The sequence below is a fragment of the Pseudonocardia sp. NPDC046786 genome (assembly GCF_040645415.1).
Taxonomy (GTDB): domain Bacteria; phylum Actinomycetota; class Actinomycetes; order Mycobacteriales; family Pseudonocardiaceae; genus Pseudonocardia; species Pseudonocardia kongjuensis.
The window spans coordinates 1-22,103 of record NZ_JBEYYF010000012.1; the positions used below are offsets into that span (position 1 = coordinate 1).

At 73.8% G+C, this 22,103-nt stretch carries 17 protein-coding genes and 1 pseudogene; 9 read left to right on the forward strand and 9 right to left on the reverse strand.

What is annotated here, in order from left to right:
• Positions 1-56: 56 nt before the first annotated feature.
• Genes ugpC through ABZ881_RS16355 form a run of 4 tightly spaced genes read right to left on the reverse strand, consistent with a single transcriptional unit; the run spans position 57 to position 4,433 of the window.
• Positions 57-1,301 (reverse strand): sn-glycerol-3-phosphate ABC transporter ATP-binding protein UgpC, encoded by a 1,245-nt coding sequence (gene ugpC / locus ABZ881_RS16340; RefSeq protein ID WP_344029884.1) that lies wholly within the window; start codon positions 1,299-1,301, stop codon positions 57-59.
• Positions 1,302-1,336: 35 nt separating this feature from the next.
• Positions 1,337-2,170 carry a carbohydrate ABC transporter permease gene (locus ABZ881_RS16345; protein WP_358485346.1) on the reverse strand — a complete coding sequence of 278 codons (834 nt, stop codon included), beginning with the start codon at positions 2,168-2,170 and terminating at the stop codon, positions 1,337-1,339.
• Positions 2,170-3,141, reverse strand: a complete 972-nt coding sequence (locus ABZ881_RS16350) for a sugar ABC transporter permease (protein ID WP_358485348.1) — start codon at positions 3,139-3,141, stop codon at positions 2,170-2,172. Before ABZ881_RS16350 ends, ABZ881_RS16345 begins: the two co-directional genes overlap by 1 nt.
• Positions 3,138-4,433: an extracellular solute-binding protein gene (locus ABZ881_RS16355; RefSeq protein WP_358485350.1), complete on the reverse strand. Its 1,296-nt coding sequence runs from the start codon at positions 4,431-4,433 to the stop codon at positions 3,138-3,140. The genes ABZ881_RS16350 and ABZ881_RS16355 overlap by 4 nt, the downstream gene beginning before the upstream one ends.
• 226 nt (positions 4,434-4,659) lie before the next feature.
• Here ABZ881_RS16355 and ABZ881_RS16360 point away from each other — a divergent pair, with 226 nt between their 5' ends.
• Together ABZ881_RS16360 and ABZ881_RS16365 are read left to right on the forward strand one after the other, a co-directional pair.
• Positions 4,660-5,679, forward strand: coding sequence for a LacI family DNA-binding transcriptional regulator (locus tag ABZ881_RS16360; RefSeq protein WP_358485352.1), 1,020 nt, complete (start codon positions 4,660-4,662; stop codon positions 5,677-5,679).
• Positions 5,679-6,941 carry a DUF4032 domain-containing protein gene (locus ABZ881_RS16365; RefSeq protein WP_344029896.1) on the forward strand — a complete coding sequence of 421 codons (1,263 nt, stop codon included), beginning with the start codon at positions 5,679-5,681 and terminating at the stop codon, positions 6,939-6,941. Before ABZ881_RS16360 ends, ABZ881_RS16365 begins: the two co-directional genes overlap by 1 nt.
• 21 nt (positions 6,942-6,962) lie before the next feature.
• On the opposite strand, the gene ABZ881_RS16370 is transcribed toward ABZ881_RS16365, so the two are convergent.
• Entirely contained in the window at positions 6,963-9,035 is a 2,073-nt protein-coding gene (locus tag ABZ881_RS16370) for an elongation factor G (protein WP_358485353.1), read from the reverse strand.
• A gap of 130 nt (positions 9,036-9,165) precedes the next feature.
• Between ABZ881_RS16370 and ABZ881_RS16375 the strand changes: the two genes are divergently transcribed.
• The 4 genes from ABZ881_RS16375 (at position 9,166) to ABZ881_RS16390 (ending at position 12,759) form a co-directional block, all read left to right on the forward strand.
• Positions 9,166-10,572, forward strand: a complete 1,407-nt coding sequence (locus tag ABZ881_RS16375) for an NAD-dependent malic enzyme (RefSeq protein ID WP_358485355.1) — start codon at positions 9,166-9,168, stop codon at positions 10,570-10,572.
• Between the two features lie 218 nt (positions 10,573-10,790).
• Complete coding sequence (gene pdxT / locus ABZ881_RS16380) at positions 10,791-11,405, forward strand: pyridoxal 5'-phosphate synthase glutaminase subunit PdxT (protein ID WP_358485357.1); 615 nt, start codon at positions 10,791-10,793, stop codon at positions 11,403-11,405.
• 98 nt (positions 11,406-11,503) lie between these two features.
• A complete protein-coding gene (locus ABZ881_RS16385) occupies positions 11,504-12,046 on the forward strand; it encodes a hypothetical protein (RefSeq protein WP_358485358.1) in 543 nt (180 codons plus the stop codon).
• Between the two features lie 74 nt (positions 12,047-12,120).
• The gene (locus ABZ881_RS16390; protein WP_358485360.1) at positions 12,121-12,759 is read left to right on the forward strand and encodes a hypothetical protein; all 639 of its coding nucleotides are present in this window, start codon (positions 12,121-12,123) and stop codon (positions 12,757-12,759) included.
• 24 nt (positions 12,760-12,783) lie between these two features.
• Here ABZ881_RS16390 and ABZ881_RS16395 read toward each other — a convergent pair whose 3' ends face one another.
• Both ABZ881_RS16395 and ABZ881_RS16400 read right to left on the reverse strand, forming a co-directional pair.
• Positions 12,784-14,871, reverse strand: a complete 2,088-nt coding sequence (locus tag ABZ881_RS16395) for a cation-translocating P-type ATPase (protein WP_358485362.1) — start codon at positions 14,869-14,871, stop codon at positions 12,784-12,786.
• Positions 14,872-15,059: 188 nt separating this feature from the next.
• Entirely contained in the window at positions 15,060-15,338 is a 279-nt protein-coding gene (locus ABZ881_RS16400) for a DUF1490 family protein (RefSeq protein WP_344029915.1), read from the reverse strand.
• Positions 15,339-15,637: 299 nt separating this feature from the next.
• Between ABZ881_RS16400 and ABZ881_RS16405 the strand changes: the two genes are divergently transcribed.
• Complete coding sequence (locus ABZ881_RS16405; protein WP_344029918.1) at positions 15,638-16,387, forward strand: YebC/PmpR family DNA-binding transcriptional regulator; 750 nt, start codon at positions 15,638-15,640, stop codon at positions 16,385-16,387.
• Positions 16,388-16,482: 95 nt separating this feature from the next.
• Entirely contained in the window at positions 16,483-19,338 is a 2,856-nt protein-coding gene (gene polA, locus ABZ881_RS16410; protein ID WP_358485363.1) for a DNA polymerase I, read from the forward strand.
• Positions 19,339-19,407: 69 nt separating this feature from the next.
• Here the strand turns inward: polA and ABZ881_RS16415 are convergent, their stop codons facing one another.
• Positions 19,408-19,977, reverse strand: coding sequence for a hypothetical protein (locus tag ABZ881_RS16415; RefSeq protein ID WP_358485365.1), 570 nt, complete (start codon positions 19,975-19,977; stop codon positions 19,408-19,410).
• 181 nt (positions 19,978-20,158) lie between these two features.
• Entirely contained in the window at positions 20,159-21,304 is a 1,146-nt protein-coding gene (locus tag ABZ881_RS16420; RefSeq protein WP_358485366.1) for an alpha/beta hydrolase, read from the reverse strand.
• A gap of 128 nt (positions 21,305-21,432) precedes the next feature.
• Between ABZ881_RS16420 and ruvC the strand changes: the two are divergent.
• Positions 21,433-21,984 (forward strand): annotated as a pseudogene (ruvC, locus tag ABZ881_RS16425) (crossover junction endodeoxyribonuclease RuvC); the annotation flags it as partial.
• Positions 21,985-22,103: the final 119 nt, after the last annotated feature.

Here is a 22,103-nt window from a genome sequence, read left to right on the forward strand (position 1 = left end):
GCCCCGGCTCACACCTGCTGCGACGGGTGTGAGCCGGGGCCACGGGGTGTGAGCCGTCAGGCCTGGGCCGCCTCCCGGGCGTTCGCGACCTGCTCGGCGCGGTCCTCGGCAGCGATCCGGGTCAGCTCGGCGCCGGCCTCGGGATCGCGGGTGAGGTTCTCGCCGGACTCCGGATCGAAGACGTGGATCTTGCGCGCGTCCAGCCAGAACTCCGCCTCGCGGCCCTCCCGGATCCGGCTGGTCGAGTCGATCGACACGATCGCCTGGGTGCGCAGCTGGTCCGAGTCGAGTTCGCGGGACAGCTCCTTGAGCTTGGCCTCCACCTCGGCGGGCGCCTCGTACGGGATGTAGGCGAACTGCGAGTCGCCCAGCCACTCGGTCACGTCGACCCGCGCGGTGAAGGTCGAGCCGAGCGGCTTCTTCGCCTCGTCGACCAGGGACGCGTCCTCGAAGTACTCGGGCCGGATCCCGACGAGCACCAGGTCCTTGCCCGCCACCTTCGCGGCACGGTCCGCGTCCAGCTCGATCTTCCCGAACGGGGTGTCGAGCGCGGACTCCGACACCGTGGCGGGCAGGAAGTTCATCGGCGGCGAGCCGATGAACCCGGCGACGAACAGGTTGACCGGCTGCTCGTAGAGCTCGCGCGGCGAGGCGACCTGCTGGATGACGCCCTTGCGCAGCACGCAGACCCGGTCGCCGAGGGTCATCGCCTCGGTCTGGTCGTGCGTGACGTAGACGGTGGTGATGCCCAGCCGCCGCTGCAGCCGGGCGATCTCGGTGCGCATCTGGCCGCGCAGCTTGGCGTCGAGGTTGGACAACGGCTCGTCGAACAGGAACGCGTCGGCGTCGCGGACGATCGCGCGGCCCATCGCCACCCGCTGCCGCTGCCCGCCGGAGAGGTTGGCCGGCTTGCGCTGCAGGTGCTCGTTCAGCTCCAGCACGGCCGCGGCGTCGTTGACCTTCTTCTGGACCTCCTCCTCGGGCGTCTTGGCCAGGCGCAGCGGGAAGGCGATGTTCTCGAAGACCGACAGGTGCGGGTAGAGCGCGTAGTTCTGGAACACCATCGACAGGTTCCGGTCCCGCGGGGCCTTCTCGTTGACCCGGGTGCCGCCGATGACCATGTCGCCGGAGGTGATGTCCTCCAGGCCGACGATCATCCGCAGCAGGGTCGACTTCCCGCAGCCGGACGGGCCGACGAGGATCATGAACTCGCCGTCGGCGATGTCCATGCTCACGTCGTTGACCGCCGGGTAGCCGTCACCGTACTTCTTGACGATGTTCTTCATCTCGATCGACGCCATGTCCGATCGGGTCCTCTCTCTCGCAGAAGTACGGGTCAGCCCTTGACGGCGCCGTTGGTGAGACCGGCGACGATGCGCCGCTGGAAGATCAGCACGAGCACGACGACCGGGATGGTCACGATCACCGCCGCCGCGGCGATCGGGCCGTTCGGCGACTCGAACTGGGACGCCCCGGAGAACAGTCCCAGCGCCGCCGGGACCGGCCGGGCCGCCCCGGTCGAGGTGAGCGAGATGCCGTAGGCGAAGTCGTTCCAGGCGATGAAGAATGCCAGGATGGCCGTGGTGAACACGCCCGGCGTCGCGAGCGGCACGATCACCTTGCGGAACGCCTGCCAGCTGGTCGCGCCGTCGACCTGCGCGGCCTGCTCCATCTCCCACGGGATCTCCCGGAAGAACGCCGACATCGTCCAGATCGACAGCGGCAGCGTCAGCGACAGGTACGGGATGATCAGGCCGGGCCAGGTGTCGTAGAGCCCGATCTGGCGCCACAGGTTGTACAGCGGCGTGACGATCGAGATGACCGGGAAGATCGCCACCGCCAGCGCGGTGGACAGGATCAGCTTCTTGCCCCGGAAGTCCAGCCGGGCGATCGCGTACGCCGCGAACATCGACAGCACGCAGGCGATGAACGTGGAGATCAGCACGATGCCGAAGGAGTTCCGCAGCGCGGGCAGGAACAGCTCGGCCGCGTCACCGACCAGGATCTGGGAGTAGTTCTCCCAGGACACGGCGGTCGGCAGGAACCGGCCGTTGGCGATGTCGGCCGACGACTTCAGCGACAGCGACACGATCCAGCCGACCGGGAACAGCGCGTAGATCACGATCGCGATGCCGGCGACGATCCACAGGACCCTCTCGCGGGTGGACATCACTTCTCCCCTCGGGCCTGGGACAGGTCGACCTTGAAGCCCTTGATGAACCCGACGCAGATCACCACGACGGACAGGAACAGCAGCACCGACACCGCGGAGCCGAGCCCGATCTCCAGCCGGGCGATCGTCTGCCGGTAGGCCAGGAACGACACCGTCTCGGTGTTGTTCGCGCCGCCGGTCATCACGAAGACGGTGTCGAACACCCGGAAGGCGTCCAGCGTCCGGAACAGCAGGGCCACCATGATGGCGGCCTTCATGTTCGGGATGGTCACCTTCCACATCCGCTGCCACCAGGAGGCGCCGTCCACCCGGGCGGCCTCCTGCAGCACGTCCGGCACCTGGGCGAGGCCGGCGAGCAGCAGCAGCGAGATGAACGGCGTCGTCTTCCAGATCTCGGCCAGGCAGATCACGAACAGCGACGACCAGGTGCCGCCGAACCAGTCGGTGTCAGCGGCCACCCCGGGCAGCCAGGAGAACCAGGAGTTCACGAAGCCGGAGTCCAGCGAGAACGCGTACTGCCAGGCGAACGCCGACACGACCGTGATCACCGCGTACGGGATCAGGATCGCGGCCCGCAGGACCGGCCGGATCGCCTTGAGCGCATTCATCATCACCAGCGCCAGCGCGAAGCCGAGCACCAGCTCGACCGCGACCGTCACCACCGTGATGAACACGGTCACGCCGAACGAGATCCACCAGATCTCGTCGGTGAGGATGACCGCGTAGTTGTTCAGCCCGATGAACGAGATGTTGTCCGGGTCGGTCAGCCGGTAGTTGAACAGCGAGTAGTAGACGGCCTGGGCGATCGGGTACGCCGTGACCAGCAGCATGATCACGAACGCCGGGCCGGCGAGCATCCACCCCAGCCGCTGCTCGGAACGGGCCTTGTCGCTGGTGCCCGGGCCGGCCGGTGACGCGGGGACGGCGCCCCCGGTGCCGGTCCGCTCCGTCGTCGTCGTCGTCGTCACAGCAGCTGCTCCTTCGCCAGGACCGCGCGGATCAGCTCGGCGGTCGCGGGGCCGACGGTGGCCGGGTCGATGCCGGCCGACGGGTGGTAGTTGCGCTGGATCGACTCGGAGACCTCGCTGTAGTAGGCGGTCTGCGGCCGCGGCTTGGCCTGCTGCAGCGACTGCTCGATCAGCGGAGCCATCGGGAACTGCTCCAGCACCTCGGGATCGGTGAACACCGACTCCTTGGCCGCCGGGTTGCCGTTGGTCAGCATGTACTGCTTCTGGTTCTCCTCGGAGACGATGCACTCGGCGGCCCGGTAGGCCAGGTCGACGTGCGGGCTGAAGGCGCCCACCCCGAGGTTGATCCCGCCGTACGGCGGCGCCGACGGCCTGCCCGCCTCGGTCTGCGGGTACAGCGCCCAGCCGAAGTCGTCGGCGACCGACTGTTCCACGCTGCCGTCGGAGACGGCGCTGTTGACCTTGCCCCAGACGAACGGCCAGTTCACCTGGAACATCGCCGCGTCGCCCTGGAAGGCGTTGGAGTTCTGGTCCTCGTCCGCGGTGGAGAAGCCCGGCCCGGCGACCTGGGCGACCTGCCGCATGATCTCGGCGGCCTTGGTCGCGGCGGGGGAGTCGAGCCCCAGCTCGATGCCCTCCGGGTCACCCGGCGACGGGTTGGTGATGATCTCCCCGCCGCCCGACTCGACCAGCGCGTTCAGCCACACCGTCATCGACTCGGCGCGCGCTCCCTGGGCGGCGATCTGCTTGTCGCCCTGCTGGGCGGCCTCGATGATCTGGTCCCAGGTGACCGGGGCGTCCATGTCGAGCCCGGTGGCCTCGACCTGGGACGTGCGGTACCAGAGCAGCTGGGTGTTCGCCCAGAACGGGACGGTGACCAGCTCGCCGTTCCAGCTGGCGCCCTCGACCGCCGAGTTCACCACGCCCTCGGTGGTGCGCGCGCCGACGTCCTCGGGCACCGGGGCGAGGAACCCGGCCTCGGCGAACTCCGGGATGTAGGGCGGGTCGATGCTCATGATGTCGATCGAGGCGTCGTTCGCCGCGAGCCGCCGGACGAGCTGCTGGCGCTGCTCGCCGGACTGGCGGGGGAGCACCGACACCGCGAGCCGGTAGGCGCCGCCGGAGTCGGCGGTGCAGGCGGCCGCGATCTCGGCCTGCCCGCCGTCGTCCGGGTTGATGTACCAGTTGAGCACCGGCGGGCCGTCGGATGCGCCGCCGCACCCGGCCAGTCCCGCGAGGGCGGCGGCGGCTACACCGGCGGCCAGTCCCCTCCTCCACCGTGCGCGACGCATGGTCAACCTCGACCCCCAGTGCTCGGCGTGGCCAGGGCGGGTCGGGGCCGACCCGCCCTGGAAGCGTTTGCGGTCAGAGACTTTCGAGGCTTGTCACGATCGTGTCAAGCTTCACAGCCGAACGGTTACCACCACGTGTCATTCCCGGTCATTAGCTGATCTTCGGAATCGATTCTGAGCCTGAACCGTGTTGCAATCGCTTCCAGCATTCGCCATACATGGGGTCGTGGCCGGACCGGTGAACCTGGCGGACGTGGCCCGGCGGGCCGGTGTCTCGTCGGCCACCGCGTCGCGCGCGCTGAGCGACCACCCGCACGTCGCGGCCGCGACCCGGGAGCGCGTCTGGCAGGCCGCGCGGGACCTGGAGTACGTCGCCTCGCCGGACGCGACCGGCCTGGCCCGCGGCACCACCGGCCGGGTCGCCGTCGTCGTGCCGCACCTGGCCCGGTGGTGGTTCGGCGCGGCGCTGGAGGGCCTGTCCGGGGCGCTCCGCGCGGCCGGGCTGGACCTGCTGCTCTACCGGCTCGGCGATCCCGCGGCCCGGCAGGCATTCTTCGACGAGCTGCCGGCCCGCCGCCGGGCGGACGCCGTCGTGCTGCTCGGGTTCGGCGTCGACGAGCGGGAACGGGAGCGGCTGGACCGGATCGGCGTCGGGATCGTCGCCGCGGGCACCCGGGTCGGGTCGCACCCGTCGGTGTCGATCGACGAGTACGCCGCGGGCCGGCAGGCGATGGACCACCTGCTGCACCTGGGGCACCGCCGGATCGGGATGATCGTCGCCGCCGATCCGGACCTCGACCTCGCCCAGCCCGCAGGCCGGTCGGCCGCCTACCGTGCGGCGCTCGCCGACGCCGGGATCGACCCGGACCCGGACCTGACCGCCACCGTCACCTGGAGCCCGGAGTGCGGCGCCCGTGCGATGAGCGGGCTGCTCGGGCTGGCCCGCCCGCCGACCGCGGTCTACGCGCACTCCGACGAGATCGCGCTCGGCGCGCTGCGGACGCTGCGCCGGGCCGGCTACCGGGTTCCCGGGGACGTGTCGGTGATCGGGATCGACGACCATCCGCTGGCCGCGATCACCGATCTCTCGACGGTCGCCCAGCCGGCCGCCGAACAGGGCGAGCTGGCCGCCCGCGCGGTGCTGGCCGGGCTCGCGGGCCGGCCGGTGGACCCGATCGTGACGGTGCCGACCCGGCTGGTCATCCGCGGCACCAGCGGCCGCCCGCCCGAGCGGGGAGCGTCCTGATGGCGGCGCTGCCGGAGCTGGTCCTGCGGGCACCCTGCCCGGGGCTGCTCGCGCTGCCCTGGGACCGCCCGCTGGCCGAGTGGCAGGCCACCGAGGTGCCGTTGCGCGACATCGCCGTCGGCCCGAGCCGGCACCTGGTCCGCTTCGTCGAGGCCGACGGCGAGCTGTGGGCGCTCAAGGACATGCCCGAGCGGATCGCCCGCCGCGAGTACGGGGTTCTGCGGTACCTGGAGGAGGAGTGCCTGCCCGCGGTCCGCCCGGCCGGGCTGGTGCTGCAGCCCGAGCACGACACCGCCGTGCTGGTCACCCGCTACCTGCAGGGCTCCTGGCAGTACCGGCGGCTGATCATGCGGCTGCCGCCGAACCAGCCCCGGCAGCGGGCCCGGCTGTTCGACGGGATGATCTCGCTGCTGGTCGACCTGCACCGCAACGGCGTGTTCTGGGGCGACTGCTCGCTGGCGAACACGCTGTTCATGCGGGACGGCCAGACCCTGCAGGCCTACCTGGTCGACGCCGAGACCAGCGAGATCCATGCCGAGCTGTCGGACGGCCAGCGCGAACACGACCTCATGATCCTCGTGGAGAACGTCGCCGCCGGGATGATCGACCTCGCGACCCGGCTGGAACGCCCGCCGGAGATCATCCCGCAGCTGATCGACGAGGCGAACGCGCTCCCGGACCGCTATCGCGCGCTCTGGGACGTGCTGCACGCCACGCCGGTCTTCGCGTTCGGCGACCGGTACCGGATCGAGGGCACGATCCGCGAGCTGAACGAGCTCGGGTTCGTCGTCGACGAGGTGTCCCTGCAGCCGGTCGGCGGGGACCGCGCCCGGCTGCAGATCGCCGTTGGGGACCGGAACTTCCACAGCGACCAGCTGCGCAAGCTGACCGGGCTGGACGTGGGGGAGGGGCAGGCCCAGGTGCTGCTCGGCGACCTGCGCGCGCACCAGGAGTGGATGTGCCGGCGCACCGGGTCCGAGGTGCCCGACCGGGTCGCGGCGCGCAGCTGGCTGGACACCTGCCTGATCCCCGGCACCCGCGCCGCGCACGAGGCGCTCGGCCGGGCCGGCTCGGACGTGCAGGCCTACTGCGACCTGCTCGAGGTCCGCTGGCTGCTGTCCGAACGGGCCGGGTACGACGTCGGCAACGAGGCCGCGCTGGCCGAGCTCGGGGCGTCCGCGCCGACCGACTCGGCGGCCAAGACCGCCGTCGCCGACGCCCCGACCGGGCAGATCCCGCGGGTCACCGACGACGAGCCCTGACCCGCGGCCCCGGCCGGTGGTTCAGGGCCGCTCGGACCAGCGGGCGAACCGCCGGGTGGCGACGGCGGTGCCCGCGGTCAGCGAGCGCAGGTCGACGGCGTGCCGCAGCAGCTCCGCGCGCGGCACCTCGGCCCGCACGTCGGTGTGCCCCGCCCCGTCCGGCTCGGTCGCCAGCACCCGTCCGCGGCGGGCCGAGAGGTCGCCGAGGACGGCGCCGAGGTGCTCGTCGCGGACCCGGACGGCGACCTCGTCGACCGGTTCGAGCAGGACCAGCCCGCACTCGTCGGCCATCGCGCGCACGGCCAGCGCACCGGCCGTCTGGAACGCGGCGTCGGAGGAGTCGACGCTGTGCGCGCGGCCGTCCACCAGCCGCGCGACGACGTCGACCACCGGATGCGGGTCGCCGCCCTCGACGACCGGCAGGCCGCGGTCGAGCTGGGCCCGGATGCCCTTCTCGACGCTCGGCACGTACTGGCCCGGGACGGCGCCGCCGACCACGGCCGAGCCGAACACCAGTCCGGAGCCCCGCTCGCCGGGGGCGAACTCGACGTGACAGACCGCGAACTGGCCGTGCCCGCCGGACTGCTTCACGTGCCGCCCGGTGACCCGCCCGGGCCGGGCCGGGGTGGCGCGCAGCGGGACCTGCACGTCGACGACGTCGACCCGGACGCCGGCGTCGTGCAGCCGCCCGAGCGCCACGTCGGCGTGCGCCTCGCCGGCGCACCACAGCACGGTCTGGCGGGTCTCCGGGTCGCGCTCCAGGCGCAGCCCCGGATCGGTGGCGACCAGCCGGGTGAGGCCGCGGGCGACGGCGTCCTCCTCGCTGCGGTCACGCGCCTCGACGGCGACCGGGAACAGCGGCTCGGGCCGCGGCCAGCCGACCAGGTGCACCGGATCGGCCGGATCGGACAGGACGTCGCCGACGGCGGCCTCCAGCCGGGGGACCGCGCACAGGTCGCCCGCGACACAGCCGGTGGTCTCGCGCAGCAGGGCGCCGAGCGGTGAGTGCACGCGCCCGATCCGGCCGTCGAACTCGCGGGTGCTCTCCCGGGGGGCGTTCTCCGGGCTCTCCCGCGGGGCGGGGACGGCGCCGCCGAGGTGCACCGGCCCGTCCGGGCGCAGCGTCCCGGAGAACACCCGGACCAGGCAGATCCGCCCGACGTGCGGATCGGCGCCGGTGTGCACGACCTCGGCGACCAGCGGGCCGTCCGGGTCGGCGCGCAGCGGCCCGCGGCCCGGATCGGACGGGACCGGCGGCGGCCGGTCGACCGGGGCCGGGAAGACGGAGGTGAGGAGGTCCAGCAGCTGCCCGGGGCCGGTCCCGCCGGTCGTGCAGACCCCGACGACCGGATGGAACGACGCCCGGAGCAGCGCCGTGCGCATCGCGCCGCGCAGCGCGTCCGGCCCGACGGTGCCGCCACCGAGGTAGCTCTCCAGCAGCTCCTCGTCCTCGGACTGCTCGATGACCTGCTCGATCAGCGCCGCCCCGGCGTCGTCCCCGGCGGTGCGCAGGTCGCGCAGGCCGGTGGTGGTCCCGGCGTCGTCGCGGACCGGCAGGTGCAGTGCGACGACACCGGCGCCGAACGCCGCCCGGCAGGCGGCCAGGGTCGCCCCGACGTCGGCGCGTGCGTCGTCGCAGCGGGTCAGCACGACCGCCCGCGGGATCCCCGCGCACTCCTCCCAGAGCGCCACCGTCCCCGGTTCGAGGGCGCCGTCGCGGCCCTCGGACGCCGGGAGCACGAACAGCGCCGCCTCGGCGGCCCGCAGCCCGGCCAGCATGCCGCAGCGGAAGTCCCCGTAGCCCGGGGTGTCGAGCAGGTTGACCGTGACGCCGTCCCAGCGCAGCGGCGCGAGCGCGAGGCCCACCGACCGGTGCCTGCGGACCGCCGCCGGATCGTGGTCGCAGACGGTGGTGCCCTCGGTCACCGATCCGGCCCGCCCGATCGCACCGGCGTGCACCAGCAGCGCCTCCGCCAGGGTGGTCTTTCCCGCGCCGGACGGGCCCACCAGCGCCACGTTGCGCACCAGCGCCGGATCGGTGACCGCTGCGACGGCGGACGTCCCGGTGCGTGCGCGATCCGCTCTGACCGCCATCACGACCACCTCCCGAGGGTGTCCTGGATCACACACCCGGCGGCGCGATCAACACAACCCCGGAACGGCGGACGGGCGTCACAGCGCCGACCGGCCGGTAACCACACGCTCGGCGGTACTGTTCCGGGCCGTGTCCATTCCCGGTCCCGGTTACGCCATCACCGCTCGCGTCGACGCCCCTGCCCGCCCCACGTCCGCCGGCGATCTCGCCGCCGCGGTCGGCCTGGTCGGTGGCGTGGTCACCGCATTCGACGTCGTCGAGGCCCGGACCGACTCGCTGGTCGTCGACATCTCGGTCAACGCCCGCAACACCGAGCACGTCGAGGAGATCAAGGCCGCGATCGACGGGCTCGACGGCTTCTCGGTCCGCAAGGTCTCCGACCGCACCTTCCTGCTGCACCTCGGCGGCAAGATCGAGGTGCGGTCCAAGGTCAACCTGCGCACCCGTGACGACCTGTCCCGTGCTTACACCCCGGGCGTCGCGCGGGTGTCGATGGCGATCGCGGACAACCCGGAGGACGTCCGCCGGCTGACCATCAAGCGGAACACCGTCGCGGTGGTCACCGACGGGTCCGCGGTGCTCGGGCTCGGCAACATCGGTGCCGCCGCCGCGATGCCGGTGATGGAGGGCAAGGCCGCGCTGTTCAAGCAGTTCGCCGGCGTCGACGCCTGGCCGGTCTGCCTGGACACGCAGGACACCGAGGAGATCATCCGCACGGTCCAGGTGATCGCCCCCGGCTACGGCGGGATCAACCTGGAGGACATCGCCGCCCCGCGCTGCTTCGAGATCGAGGCGCGGCTGCGCGAGCTGCTCGACATCCCGGTATTCCACGACGACCAGCACGGCACCGCCGTCGTCGTGCTCGGCGCGCTGCGCAACGCGCTGCGGGTGGTCGGCAAGAAGTTCTCCGACGTGCGGGTGGTCGTCTGCGGGGTCGGCGCGGCCGGCTCGGCGATCATCCGGCTGCTCGGCTCCGAGGAGACCGCGGACGTGGTCGCGGTCGACGTGGACGGCATCGTGCACCCGGACCGCCCGGACATGGACGACAACCTCCGCTCGATCGCGGAGCAGACCAACAAGGAGGGTAAGCAGGGCACCCTGGCCGATGCGCTGGTCGGTGCGGACGTATTCGTCGGGGTCAGCGCGCCGAACCTGTTCGGGGCCGAGGAGCTGGCGACGATGAACTCCGACTCGATCGTGTTCGCGCTGGCCAATCCGGACCCGGAGGTCGACCCGACGGTCGCGATGCAGCACGCCGCCGTGGTCGCGACCGGCCGCTCGGACTACCCGAACCAGATCAACAACGTGCTGGCCTTCCCCGGCGTGTTCCGCGGCCTGCTCGACGCCCAGGCGCACGACATCACCGACGAGATGATGCTGGCCGCCGCCGCGGCCATCGCGAACGTGGTGGCCGAGCCGAACCCGTCGTTCATCGTGCCGAGCGTGTTCGACCAGAGCGTCGCGCCGGCCGTCGCCGATGCGCTGCGCGCGGTCGCCGGGAAGCAGGCGAAGCGGGGCGAGGTCGAGGTGAGCTGAGCCACCGCGCACTCCGTCCCCGTCGTCGCACCCCCGGCTGCACTCCGCACCCGCTGGAGCAGGTGCGCGGCGCAGGCAGGGGTGCGACGAGCGCGGGCAGGGGGTGCGACGTCCGGGCAGGGGTGCGCCGTTCCGGTGCCACGCCGCGCGGGGAGGGTGCGCCGGCTCACCGGGGCCGTCGGCGTTCCCGCAGGTCGGACGGCGTTATCCTGGTCGTCATGTCCTCCCCGACCGTCGGTGTCCTCGCCCTGCAGGGCAACGTCCGCGAGCACCTGGCTGCGCTGACCGCCGCCGGGGCGACCGCGGTGCCGGTGCGCCGGGCCGCTGAGCTGGACGCCGTCGACGGGATCGTCCTGCCGGGCGGCGAGTCGACCACGATGTCGAAGCTGCTCGACGCGTTCGAGCTGCTCGAGCCGCTGCGCGCCCGGCTGCGCGGCGGTCTGCCCGCCTACGGCTCGTGCGCCGGGATGATCCTGCTCGCCGACGAGATCATCGACGGCCGGCCCGACCAGCACCAGCTCGGCGGCCTGGACGTCGTCGTGCGGCGCAACGCCTTCGGCCGCCAGGTGGACTCGTTCGAGACCGACCTGGAGCTCGACGGCCTGACCGGCGACCCGGTGCACGCGGTGTTCATCCGGGCGCCGTGGGTGGAGAAGACCGGCGGTGACGTCGAGGTGCTGGCGTCGGTCCCGCCGGTGGCCGGTGCCGGGGAGGCGGTCGGCCGCGCGGTCGCGGTGCGGCAGGGGCCGGTGCTGGCGACGTCGTTCCATCCGGAGCTGACCGGTGACCGGCGGGTGCACGAGCTGTTCGTGCGCATGGTGCGCACCGCCTGACACTGGTGCAGACCCGACCTGCGGGCGGGGGAGCGCCGTCTGTGTCCGGCGCCGTCTCCGGGCGAGAGTGAGGTGACCACCCACCTCCCGGAGGTTCGATGAGCACGCTCGCCGTCGCGCGGCCCGCGGCCGGCCCGGCGCCGCCACCCGTCGTCGGTGCGAGCGTGGTGCTGTGGCTGGGCGCGATCCTGGCCGGCGTCGCCGAGTCGATCGTCCGGCTGGCCGGCCCGGTCCCGCCCACCCTCGGCGAGCTGGCCGCCCGGTCCTCGATCTTCCTGGTGCTGGCGGTGCTCGTGGTCCAGCTGCGCACCGGGCGCGAGACGATCCGCTGGGCGGTGGTCGCGGCGCTCGGGGCGGTCGGGACGTGGGCGCTGCTCGGCGAGCCGGTGGACGCGTTGCTCGGCGGTGCGACCGTCGGCGGGTTCGTGGCCGCGGCGTCCGGCCCGGAGCTGCTCGCCGCCGGGCTGCGGACGTTGCAGCTCGCCGAGGTGCTGGCGGCGAGCGCGCTGCTGTTCCATCCCGCGTCGAACGGGTTCTTCCGCCCGGACCGGGCGGGCCGACGGTCGGGCCGGTCGGCCCGACCGTCCCGGGCCCGGCGCCCCTGCCACCCCGCCGCCGCACCGCGCACGATGGACCCATGAGGACGACGACGCGGACGGTGTCACGGACGGCACAGCCGCGAACGGCACAGCCGCGAAAGGTACAGCCGCGGACGGTGCTGACGGCAGCCGGGCTCGGGATCGGGCTGGCCCTGTGCGCGGCCCGCACCGGCGGGAGCACCCGCGCCGAGGCACTCGTCCCGCTGCCCGGGGACGTCCTGGTGCCGGACGCCACCGTGTCGATCACCCGGGCCGTCTCGATCGCCGCCTCGCCGGAGCAGGTGTGGCCGTGGCTGGTGCAGCTGGGGCAGGGCCGCGGCGGCTTCTACTCATACGACGCGCTGGAGAACCTCGCCGGCCTGGACATCCACAGCGCCGACCGGATCGACCCGCGCTGGCAGGACCTGGCCGTCGGAGATCCGGTGCACCTGGCCCGCGACGTGGCGCTGCGGGTCGCCGCGCTGCGGCCCGGCGGGCATCTCGTCCTGCTCGGGGCGCCCGGAGCGGGGGAGCCGGACGTCATGCCGTTCCGGTTCTCCTGGGCGTTCGTGCTGCGCCACGGCGAACCCGGACCGGACGGGGTGCCGCGCACCCGGCTGCTGGTCCGGGAGCGCTACCGGCCGCGGTCGGTAGCGGCCCGGCTGATGATCGAGTTCGTGGTGCCGGTGAGCGCGGTCATGAGCTCCCGGATGCTGTGCGGCATCCGGGAGCGGGCCGAGCGCGGCGCGGCGCCGGTGCCCCAGCGGGTGGGCTGACGTGGTGCACCGGCCGGCGGGTGCTCAGCCGGTCAGCCGGTAGCGGATCAGCCGCGAACTGTTCCCGACGACGGTGACGCTGGACGCGTTGTGCAGGATCGCCGCGACCACCGGTGACATCGCCCCGCCCGCGGACACCAGCAGACCGGCCGCGTTGACCGCGATCGACATCCCGTAGTTCTGCCGGATCAGGGTGATCGAGCGGCGGCCGAGATCGCGCAGCTCGAGCAGCGCGTCCAGGTCGTCGGCGGCCAGTGCGACGTCGGCGGTCTCCACCGCGACGTCGGTCCCGGCCACGCCCATCGCGATCCCGATGTCGGCGAGCGCGAGCGCCGGCGCGTCGTTGGTGCCGTCGCCGACCATCGCGACGGTGTGCCCCGCCTCCTGGAGGGCGCGCACGACGTCCTGCTTCTCCTCGGGCATGACCTGTGCCCGGTACTCGTCGATGCCCAGCTCCCCGGCGACCGCCTGGGCCGTGCGGGGATGGTCGCCGGTGAGCATCACGATTCGCCGCACGCCGTCGGCCCGCAGCCGGTCCAGCACCGCGCGGGACTCCGGGCGCACGGTGTCGCGCAGCGACACCAGGCCGACCAGCTCGCCGTTGACAGCCAGCAGCAGTGGCGTCTCGGTGGCCCGCTGCAGCCGGCGGACCCAGTCGGCGGCCTTGCGGCTGACCCGCACCCCCTGGGCGCGCAGCAGCTCGCGGGACCCGATCAGCAGCACCCGGCCGTCGGCCTGCACGCGCATGCCCTGACCGACCAGCACCTCGCACTCCTCGTGCGGCGGGATCTCGATCCGGCGCTCCTCGGTGGACCGGATCACCGCCTGCGCCAGCGGGTGCCGGGAGTGGATCTCCGACGACGCCGAGTAGGCCAGCACCTGCTCGGGCGACCAGTCGTCGTGGAAGGAGATGACGTTGGTGACCACCGGGCGGCCCAGGGTGAGCGTGCCGGTCTTGTCGAACACGATCGCGTCGACCCGTGCGGCCGCCTCCAGGTGCGCGCCGCCCTTGATCAGGATGCCGCGCCGGGCGCCGTTGCCGATCGCCGCGCTGATCGCCGTCGGGGTGGACAGCCCGACCGCGCACGGGCAGGCGATGAGCAGCATCGTCATCGCCCGCCGGACGTCCCGGGTGGCCAGCAGGGTCAGCCCGGCCAGCAGGAACGAGGCCGGCACGAACCGCCGGGAGAAGTTCTCCCCGACGGTCTGGATCGGCGCCCGGTCGCCCTGCGCCTGCTCGACCCGGTCGATGATCCGGCCGATCGCGGTGTCCTGGCCGACCGCGGTGGCCCGCACGACGAGCCGGCCGCGCAGCAGCACCGAACCGGCGTGCAGCGGCGTGCCGGCGCCGACCGCGACGGGTAGCTGCTCGCCGGTGATCGCGGCCTGGTCGACGACGCCCTCGCCCTCGATGATCTCGCCGTCGACCGGCAGCACGATGCGCTCGTGCACCACGATCTCGTCGCCGATCACCAGGTCGGCGATGTCGACCTCGATCTCGGTGCCGTCGGCGAGGCGGGTCCAGGTCTTCGTGGTGGCGCCGGTGAGCAGCTCCGAGATCGCCCGGCGGGACCGGCGCAGCGTCAGGTCCTGCAGGTACTCGCCGATGTTGAGCAGCCAGAGCACGGTCAGCGCGACGACGTTCTCCCGCAGCACCAGGCTGGCGACGGTCGCCGCGGACACCAGTGCGTCGGTGCCTGCGCCGCGGCCGCCGGTCAGCGACCGGAGCGCGCCGCGCAGGAACGGGTAGCCGGTGAAGATCGTGACGCCGGTGGCGACGGTGCGGCTGGTCGGCCCGAGCACCGGCGGGCGGCGCAGGCCGTAGCGGCGCAGGCCGAGCGCGGCCAGCGCGATCCCGCCGACGACGAGCCGGGCGAGTTCACCGTGATGGGTGTCCGCCGAGCGGGGGGTGCGGGCCGCCGTCGCGCCGGGATCGGCGCCGAGGCCCTTGCCGATCGCCTCGGTCAGCTCGACCCGGTCGCAGCCGGAGCGCACCCAGACCACGACGCTGCCGGTGCGCGGGTAGGCGTGCACCTGACGGACGCCGGCGACGTGGTCGACCTGGTCCTCGACGGCGACGGCCAGCGCCACCCGGCCGCGCAGCGTGGGCACCGCGTAGCGGACCCGGCCCGCCGCGTCGCTCAGGACGGTGACCTGCGGGTCATCGGTGTCGGTGTTCAGGATGCTCGCCCCGATCGGAACTCAGTGCTCGTGTCCCGGCGCCCGTGTATCGGCGCCCGTGAGTCAGTGCTCGTGAACCGGCGCTGTTGTCTCGGCGCCCGTGTCTCGGTGCCCGTGACTCAGTGCTCGTGGGTGTGCCCGTGGCCGCTGCCGGGGGCGGGTGCCTCCTCGCCGATCCGGCCGCGTGCCTCGCTGACGATGTCGGCGGTCGCCAGCCGCGCCCGCTCCGCGCCGGTCTCGGCGGCACGGGCGCCGCGCAGCCCCCACGCCGTCGCGGTCACGGCCGCCTCCCGGACGGCGCCGGAGCGGGCGACCCGCTTCACGCCGTCGTAGGTCACGGCCCCGGCCAGACCCGTGACCACCAGACCTGCGGCCTTACCCAGCACTGCTCCGAACACGCGCCCGCTCCTTCCGCCTGCGACCCCGGCGAACGGGACGGGCGAACCGATCCCGGCCGGGAGGTCCAGAGTAGCCCCGGGACACGACCGTCGAGGCCCGGGCGGGGCGTGATCGCCCGGCGGGGTGGTGCCGCCGGTCCGGCGGCCCGGACCGGCCGGGTGCGTGCGGCGCCGGTAACATCGAGGAGTTCCCGCAGGTCCACCCGGCCCGCAGCGCACGCTGCCGCGCGCCGAGGCCTGCCCCGGCCGTGCACGACGCATGCGCCCGGCCCGAGCACGAGAGGTGGGCAGACGAGCCGATGAGTGGCCACTCCAAGTGGGCGACGACCAAGCACAAGAAGGCCGTGATCGACGCCCGCCGCGGCAAGATGTTCGCCAAGCTGATCAAGAACATCGAGGTCGCGGCCCGCACCGGCGGTGGAGACCCCGAGGGCAACCCGACGCTCTACGACGCGATCCAGAAGGCGAAGAAGAGCTCGGTCCCGAACGACAACATCGACCGCGCGGTCAAGCGCGGCTCCGGCGCCGACGCCGGTGGTGCCGACTACCAGTCGATCACCTACGAGGGGTACGGCCCGAACGGCGTCGCCGTGCTGGTCGAGTGCCTCACCGACAACCGGAACCGGGCCGCCACCGAGGTCCGGACCGCGATGACCCGCAACGGCGGCACGATGGCCGATCCCGGGTCGGTGGCCTACCTGTTCTCCCGCAAGGGTGTCGTCGTGCTCCCGAAGGGCGACCTCGCCGAGGACGACGTGCTGCTGGCCGTGCTCGACGCGGGCGCCGAGGAGGTCAACGACCTCGGCGAGAGCTGGGAGGTCGTCTCCGAGGCGACCGACGTCGTCGCCGTGCGCACCGCGCTGCAGGAGGCCGGCATCGACTACGACTCGGCCGAGGCGATCTTCGTCCCATCGATGCAGGTCGAGCTGGACGCCGAGGGTGCGCGGAAGGTCTTCCGGCTGATCGAGGCGCTGGAGGACTCCGACGAGGTGCAGAACGTCTACGCCAACTTCGACGTGTCCGACGAGGTCATGGCCGAGGTCGGCTGACCGGCGCCGGCCCGGCCGGCCGGTCCGTCCGTCGGACGGGACCGCCGGCCGGGCCGGGCCGAACCTGTCGGGGGTCGGTTCTAGACTCGCCGCCGATGAGCACCGCGACGCAGGGCACAGCATCGACAGCCGCCGCATCGAAGGCCGCTGCCGCCAAGGCCGGTACCGCGAAGGCCGGTACCGCGAAGGCCGCCGCAGGGCGCACGGCCCCGGACCGGCCGCGGCTGCTCCTGCTCGACGGGCACTCGCTCGCCTACCGCGCGTTCTTCGCGCTGCCCGCGGAGAACTTCCGCACCGGCACCGGCCAGACCACGAACGCGGTCTACGGCTTCACCTCGATGCTCATCAACCTGCTGCGCGACGAGGAGCCGACCCACCTGGCCGTCGCGTTCGACGTCTCCCGCACCACCTTCCGCTCCGAGCGCTACGCCGAGTACAAGGCGAACCGCTCCACCACGCCGGACGACTTCCGCGGCCAGATCGACCTCATCAAGGAGGTGCTCGGCGCGCTGAGCATCCCGGTGTTCGCGGTCGACGGCTACGAGGCCGACGACCTGATCGCCACCCTCGCCACCCAGGCCGAGCAGCAGGGCTTCCAGGTGCTCATCACCACCGGCGACCGCGATGCGTTCCAGCTGGTGACCGACGACGTCACGGTGCTCTACCCGAAGCGCGGGGTGTCCGATCTCGGCCGGATCGACCCGGCCGAGGTCGACCGGCGCTACGGGCTCACCCCGGCCCAGTACCCGGACTTCGCGGCGCTGCGCGGCGACCCCTCGGACAACCTGCCCTCCATCCCCGGGGTGGGGGAGAAGACGGCCGCCAAGTGGGTCCGCGAGTTCGGCTCGCTGGCCGAGCTCACCGACCGGGTCGACGAGGTGAAGGGCAAGGCCGGGGACGCGCTGCGCGCGAACCTGGCGAACGTGCTGCTCAACCGGCAGCTGACCGAGCTGGTCCGCGACGTCGACCTGGGCGCGGGCCCGGAGCAGCTGGAGGTCCGCGCCTGGGACCGGGACGCGGTGCACCGGCTGTTCGACGAGCTGGAGTTCCGGGTGCTGCGCGAGCGGCTGTTCGCCACCCTCTCCTCGGCCGAGCCGGAGGCGGAGGACGGCTTCGAGATCTCCGGCGAGGTGATCGCCCCCGGCGGCGTGCGGGCCTGGCTGGACACCCACGCCCGGGACGGCCGCCGGGTCGGGCTGAGCTTCGCCGGCGTGGCCGGTCCGGTGGCCGGTCGGGATCTCACCGGCGTCGCGCTGGCCGTCGGCGAGCCGACCGTCGAGCAGCGGGCCGCCGGTGCCGCGGCCGGGGTGCCGAAGGCCGGCCACCTGGCGCTCACCGGGCTCACCCCGGACGACGAGGCCGCACTCGGCGACTGGCTGGCCGACCCGGCCGTCCCGAAGGCCGCGCACGACATCAAGCCGGTGCTGCACGCGCTGCGCGCCCGCGGCTGGTCGGTGGCCGGGCTGACCAGCGACACCGCGCTCGCCGCCTACCTGGCCCGGCCCGGCCAGCGCACCTTCGACCTGGCCGATCTGGCGCTGCGCTACCTGCGCCGCGAGCTGCGCACCGAGCAGCCCGTGGACGGGCAGCTGTCCCTGCTCGGCGGCGAGGAGGAGGCCGACGCGCAGGCCGCGGAGCAGGAGATGCTGGCCGCCTCGGCCGTCGCCGAGCTGGCCGACGCGCTCGACGCCGAGCTGGCCCGGCTCGGCGGCACCGAGCTGCTCGCCGATCTGGAGCTGCCGCTGGCGTTCGTGCTGGCCGGCTGCGAGGCGGCCGGGATCGCGGTCGACTCGGAGACGCTGTCCGACCTGGAGTCCGACTTCGGTACCCAGGTCCGCGAGGCCGCGGCCAGCGCCTACGAGGTGATCGGCAAGGAGATCAACCTCGGCTCGCCCAAGCAGCTGCAGGTGGTGCTGTTCGACGAGCTGAACATGCCGAAGACCAAGCGCACCAAGACCGGATACACCACCGACGCCGACGCGCTGCAGAGCCTCTACGAGCAGACCGAGCACCCCTTCCTGCAGTTCCTGCTGCAGCACCGGGACGCGACCCGGCTCAAGGTCACCGTCGACGGGCTGATCAAGACGGTCGCCGACGACGGCCGGATCCACACCACCTACTCGCAGACCATCGCGGCCACCGGCCGGCTCTCCTCGACCGATCCCAACCTGCAGAACGTGCCGATCCGCACCGCGGCCGGGCGCCGCATCCGGGACGCGTTCGTGGTCGGCACCGGCCCGGGCGGCGAGCGGTACGCGGAGCTGATGACCGCCGACTACAGCCAGATCGAGATGCGGATCATGGCGCACCTGTCCGAGGACGCTGCGCTGATCGAGGCGTTCCGGTCGCGGCACGACTTCCACGCCGAGACCGCCGCGCGGGTGTTCGGCGTCGAGGCGACCGAGGTGTCGGTCGAGCAGCGGGCCAAGATCAAGGCGATGAACTACGGCCTGGCCTACGGGCTGTCGGCCTACGGGCTCTCCGGCCAGCTGCGGATCTCCACCGAGGAGGCCAAGGGCCTGATGGACGACTACTTCGCCGGGTTCGGCGGGGTGCGCGACTACCTGGCGGGCGTCGTCGACCAGGCCCGCAAGGACGGCTACACCGCGACCATCCTGGGCCGCCGCCGCTACCTGCCGGACCTGACCTCCGACAACCGGCAGCGCCGCGAGATGGCCGAGCGGATGGCGCTGAACGCGCCGATCCAGGGCAGCGCCGCGGACATCATCAAGGTCGCGATGCTCGGCGTGTACCGGGCACTGGAGCAGCAGGGCCTGCGCAGCCGGATGCTGCTGCAGGTGCACGACGAGCTGGTGCTCGAGGTCGCCGACGGTGAGCGGGAGGCGCTGGAGAAGCTGGTCCGCGAGCAGATGGGTGCCGCCGCGCAGCTGTCGGTGCCGCTCGAGGTCTCGGTCGGCTACGGCCGCAGCTGGGACGCCGCGGCGCACTGAGCCCGGCCCGGCCCCTCGCCGACGGCCCCTCCCGGTTCCTGCCACCGAGGGCCGGTCCGGGCCCGGGTCTCAGCCGCCGACCGCCCCGACCGGGTCCCGGTCGGCCGGCGGGCGTCCGGTCGATGGTGCCGGGGCTGCCTCCGGCGCCGGGGCCGGCGAGGACCGCAGATGCGCAGGAGCGAGCAGCCGGGCCGCCCGGCCCAGCTCGGCGACCAGCTGCTCGGCGGCGATGTCGCGGTCCCGGGCGACCCGGTGCAGCACCTGCGCGACCGCCGCGGTGCCCGGGTCCCCGGGCCGCGGGATCCGGTGCCGGGCGCGGCACAGCACCAGCGCCAGTGCCCGGCCCGCGTCGGCCAGCGCGTCGACGTCGTCGAGATCGACGGTGAAGCTCGCCCCGCGCAGCCCGGCGACCCGCACCGCGGGGCCCGCGGACCGGGTCCACGCGCGCAGCGCCCGGCGCTCGGCGACCGGGGCCGGCAGCTCCACCCCGGTGGCCTCGATCTCGGCGAGCGCGAGCAGCAGCCCGCTGATCCGGGCCGACCGGGCGGCCCAGACGACCCGGTCGCCGGGCAGGTCCCGCCGCAGCACGGTCCGCCGGGCCGGGTCGGTGGATGTCTGTGGGTACGGAACGGGGGACATCGGCGTCACCTCCGCGCGGTTCGGTGCCGACGGACTCGCAGGTCCCCGACCAGCCGTTAGCGGTCCGGGCCGGGCGGTCGCCCGGTGCGGCCGGACGGTCCGCCGGTGGCGCCGGACGGTCGGGGCGCCGGTACGGGCCAACGGGAGCGGCGGCGGGCCCACCGCGTTCGGCCGGTCCCGCTCAGCCCACCCCGGTCAGGAACCGGATGACCACCTCCCGGGTCAGCTGCGCGCCGGGGCTGCCGAACGGCCGGTCGAAGACGTGATCGGCGTAGGGCACCGTGACCAGCCGGCCGGGGACACCCGCGTCGCGCAGCTCCCGGTCGTAGGCGGCGACCCGGTCCGGGTACACGTAGTGGTCGGCCGAGCCGAGCAGCAGCAGGGTGGGCGGCAGGTCCGCGCGGACCTGCTCGGACGGCGAGAGCAGCCGCATCAGTCCGGGCGCGTCGGCGGCGGGCCCGCCGAACAGGGTCTGCTGCAGATCCGGGTCGATCAGCGCCAGGTCGACCGGCGGGTAGTACGCGACGACGCCGGCCGGTGGCGGCCCCGGCGCCGGCAGCGGTGCGTCGGCCGGGCCGGTGCCGCCGGCCGAGGCGGGCGCGTCGGAGCAGGCGAGCGTGCCGTCGAGCAGCCCGGACGTCGTGCTGAGCGCGAGCGTCGCCCCGGCGGACTGGCCGGCGAGCACCAGCCGGCCGGGATCGAGCTCGCCACCGGCGTTCGCCCGGATCCAGTCGACCGCGCAGGCGACGTCGCGCTGCTGGTCGCGGCCGACCGGCTCGGGCGGCGGGAGCCGGTAGCCGACGGCGGCGACCGCCCATCCGCGGTCGGCCAGCCAGCGGTTGAGCGCCGTCCGGTCCTCCCGGTCGCCGCGCACCCAGCTGCCGCCGTGCACCCACACCAGCACCGGATGCGGGCCGGGGCCGGACGGCAGGTACAGGTCCAGCGCGCGGCCCTCGGTGAACTCGACGGAGCGGTCCGGGTCCCCGGCGGGCTGGCCGATCTCGGTGAGGGCGGCCGTCCAGTCCAGCCGGACGCCCTCGGCGGCGGCCGCCCGGCCCTGAGCGGCGAGCACCGTCACCATCCCGACCACCGCGGCCAGCGACAGCGTCGCCGCCGCGTACCCGCTGAACCGGGCGCCCGCCGAGCGGGCCGCCAGGCCGGACAGGATCCCGAGCACCGCGGCCAGCGCCATGTGCAGCGGGTACTGGCCGGTGACGAACGACCCGGCGAAGCCGGCCACCGGTGTCTCCGGCCGGAAGGCACCCACCAGCACGAACAGCAGCACGGCCGCCCAGAGCAGGGCGAGCGCGCGGAGGAACGACGTCACCCGCGCACCCTGCCATCGACGGCCCCGGCCCGATCGAGGCGGCCCCGCCCGGCGCGCCCCCGGCGTCGCCGCGCTGACCGGCCGGTAGCGTGCGGATCTCGAACGCACGTGCGGGAGGGGTGACGCCGGTGCGGGTGCTCGGGGTCGACCCGGGACTGACCCGGTGCGGGATCGGCGTCGTCGAGACCGGCGCCGGCCGGGCGGTCGGGTTCGTCGACGTCGGTGTGGTCCGCAGCGGGACCGACGTCCCGCTGGAGCGCCGGTTGCTCACGGTCGCCGACGAGGTCGAGCGCTGGGTGGCCCGGCACCGGCCGGACGTGATCGCCGTCGAGCGGGTCTTCAGTCAGCACAACGTGCGCACCGTGATGGGCACCGCGCAGGCCAGCGGCGTCGTCGCGCTGGTCGCCGCGCGGGCCGGGCTGCCGGTCGCCTTCCACACGCCCAGCGAGGTCAAGGCGGCGGTGACCGGCGAGGGCCGGGCCGGGAAGGCCCAGGTCGCGACGATGGTCGCGAAGGTGCTCGGGCTGGACGCGCCGCCGAAGCCGGCCGACGCGGCGGACGCGCTGGCGCTGGCGATCTGCCACTGCTGGCGCTCGCCGATGCAGGACCGGATGGCGCAGGCCAGGGCCCGCGCCGAGGAGCTGGCCGCGGTGCACCGGGCCCGGCTCGCCCGGGCCCAGGCCCAGCAGGGCGACGCCGCACCGACCGCCGCCGCTCAGTGGGCGGCCGCCCGCGCCGCCGCCGAGCGGTCGGCCGGCACCTGGTCGCCGGGGGTGTCGGGGGCGCCCGGTAGCGTCGG

Excerpts from the sequence above, each read along its gene's own strand:
- ABZ881_RS16355 (WP_358485350.1), bottom strand. The coding sequence starts at position 4,433 with ATGCGTCGCGCACGGTGGAGGAGGGGACTGGCCGCCGGTGTAGCCGCC.
- pdxT (WP_358485357.1), top strand. The coding sequence starts at position 10,791 with ATGTCCTCCCCGACCGTCGGTGTCCTCGCCCTGCAGGGCAACGTCCGC.
- ugpC (WP_344029884.1), bottom strand. The coding sequence starts at position 1,301 with ATGGCGTCGATCGAGATGAAGAACATCGTCAAGAAGTACGGTGACGGC.
- ABZ881_RS16385 (WP_358485358.1), top strand. The coding sequence starts at position 11,504 with ATGAGCACGCTCGCCGTCGCGCGGCCCGCGGCCGGCCCGGCGCCGCCA.
- ABZ881_RS16365 (WP_344029896.1), top strand. The coding sequence starts at position 5,679 with ATGGCGGCGCTGCCGGAGCTGGTCCTGCGGGCACCCTGCCCGGGGCTG.
- ABZ881_RS16370 (WP_358485353.1), bottom strand. The coding sequence starts at position 9,035 with ATGGCGGTCAGAGCGGATCGCGCACGCACCGGGACGTCCGCCGTCGCA.
- ABZ881_RS16405 (WP_344029918.1), top strand. The coding sequence starts at position 15,638 with ATGAGTGGCCACTCCAAGTGGGCGACGACCAAGCACAAGAAGGCCGTG.
- polA (WP_358485363.1), top strand. The coding sequence starts at position 16,483 with ATGAGCACCGCGACGCAGGGCACAGCATCGACAGCCGCCGCATCGAAG.
- ABZ881_RS16415 (WP_358485365.1), bottom strand. The coding sequence starts at position 19,977 with ATGTCCCCCGTTCCGTACCCACAGACATCCACCGACCCGGCCCGGCGG.
- ABZ881_RS16345 (WP_358485346.1), bottom strand. The coding sequence starts at position 2,170 with ATGTCCACCCGCGAGAGGGTCCTGTGGATCGTCGCCGGCATCGCGATC.